This window comes from Eggerthella sp., from assembly GCF_048329335.1.
In the GTDB taxonomy this organism is placed as follows: domain Bacteria; phylum Actinomycetota; class Coriobacteriia; order Coriobacteriales; family Eggerthellaceae; genus Eggerthella; species Eggerthella lenta.
Map to the genome: position 1 here is coordinate 1 of NZ_DBFEGU010000304.1, position 1271 is coordinate 1271.

At 68.8% G+C, this 1271-nt stretch carries 1 protein-coding gene; it reads right to left on the reverse strand.

Annotated elements, in window-relative coordinates:
* On the reverse strand, window positions 1-1157 hold a 1157-nt coding region (gene sdaAB, locus ACMO6A_RS09625; RefSeq protein WP_418471164.1), incomplete at its 3' end, for an L-serine ammonia-lyase, iron-sulfur-dependent subunit beta.
* Window positions 1158-1271 lie beyond the last annotated feature (114 nt).

Genomic DNA, 1271 nt, shown 5'->3' on the forward strand with positions numbered 1-1271 from the left:
CCATCCGACAGCCCGCGCGTGCGCTGCAGCGCCAGCAGCACGCCGGGCAGCACGCCAGACGATCCAGCCGTGGGCGCGGCCACGATGCGACCCATCGACGCGTTCGTCTCCAGCACCGCCATCGCGTAGGCGATGGCGCACGACAGCTGGTCGTCGCACAGCTCGCCGTCGCGCTCGCGCAGATCGGCCAGCTTGCGCGCTTCGCCGCCTATGAGGCCGCCCATGGAAGGCAGCGCTTCGTCGATGGGGCGCTGCGCGGCGCATTTCATCACGTCCAGCGTCTCGTGCAAATACGCGAGGGAGCGGTCGGCGTACCCCAAGCTCTCGGCCAGCGCCGCCTCGCGGGCGAGAAACGCCTCCGATAGCGTCGTGCCGTGCTTTTCGCACCATGCCAGAAGCGCGGCTCCGGTGCCGAAGTCCGCCTCGGCGAACCGCTGCAGCGCCTCCTCCGCGTCGGGCGCGTCAACGGACCCGCAGCCGGGGCGCGCGTCGCCGGGAATGACGCGCACGTCCAGGATGGCGGGGTGGTCCTCGATGGCGGCCTTCGCGGCGCCGTCCACCTCTTGGTCGGTTTCCAGCACGGTGTAGGCGATGTCGCCTTTGCGCTCGCGGTACATGCGCGTGGTGGCGATGTTCACGCCTTCGTCGCTGATGCTCTGCGCGATGTGCGCCAGCACGCCGGTCTCGTCGCGCTGGCGCACGACGATGCTCGTGCTCTCGCCGGTGATGCGCACGTCGATGTCGTCGATCTTGCGGATGACGGCCGCTCCGCCTCCGATGCTCTCGCCGCGCACGCTCATCGCGTTGCCCGCGGCGTCCACGATGTGCATGTCGATGGTGTTGGGATGGTCGTATTCCGCGTCGGGAAGCGTGACGAACGAGAACGCGAGTCCCGCATCCCCCGCAAGCTGAAACGAGTCGCGGATGCGCAGGTCGTCGGCGGCCAGCCCCAGCATGCCCGCCACGAGGGCCTTGTCGGTTCCGTGCCCGGTCAGCGTGTGCGCGAACGACCCCAGCAGCCTGAACTCCACCGTCTTCGGCTCGGCCAGGCACAGCCGTCGAGCCATGTAGGCGATACGCAGCGCGCCCGCCGTGTGCGAGCTCGAAGGACCCACCATGATGGGGCCGATGACGTCGGAGAGGCCGAGAGTTTTCATAGATGCTCCTCGATTGACGGGTAGGGAAGGGGGCGGGCGCGGGGATGGTGCGCGCCTATGGTATCACGGACTGTCGCAGCCGTCTCGTGCGCTCTTTCTGGCTCTTTCGTGACG